This is a genomic window from Bartonella sp. CR127HXZ, assembly GCF_042194555.1.
GTDB lineage: Bacteria > Pseudomonadota > Alphaproteobacteria > Rhizobiales > Rhizobiaceae > Bartonella > Bartonella grahamii.
Map to the genome: position 1 here is coordinate 1 of NZ_JBHIMZ010000098.1, position 525 is coordinate 525.

Here is a 525-nt window from a genome sequence, read left to right on the forward strand (position 1 = left end):
AGAATATGAAAGTCATCAGTTAGGATAAGAGACGATCATGGATGTTTCCCTTGTTGTGCGTTTTGTCAATCATCTGCAAGAGGGGATAGCTTCTGCCAAGCGTGATCTTGCAGCCTTCAGTTCAGAGGTTGCGCATTTCCAAAACAAGACAAGGCAGCACTTTAAAAATTGGTTTGACCCTGAGCATCTTGAGGATGCGACAAAGAATGCGGAAAATGCTTTTATCCAAGCGCGGGGGCGCATGGTGGGTGCCATTGCGCAAACAGCAACCTTAATTGCACCGCTCTATAAAGCCATGCAATTTGACCAATCGATGAAAGGCTTGGAAAAGGTTCTGGATGCCCCCCTTCATCGCTTAAAGGAATTGCGCCGTTTTGCGCTTGAAACCTCCACCAAGATTCCGCTAGCGGCGCGTGAAGTTTTGGAACTGATGACCAGTGCCAGCCAAGCAGGAATTGGCGAACAAGATCTAGAAGCTTTTAGCATTTACGCTGCCAAAGCGGCTGTTGCTTTTGATATGACGGG

The 525-nt window shown here is 47.6% G+C and carries 1 protein-coding gene; it reads left to right on the plus strand.

Features of this window, described 5'->3' with window-relative positions; all coding sequences use genetic code 11:
* Positions 1-37 precede the first annotated feature (37 nt).
* Positions 38-525: phage tail tape measure protein (locus ACFIKY_RS09340; protein ID WP_375661768.1), on the plus strand; the 488-nt coding region annotated here is incomplete at its 3' end.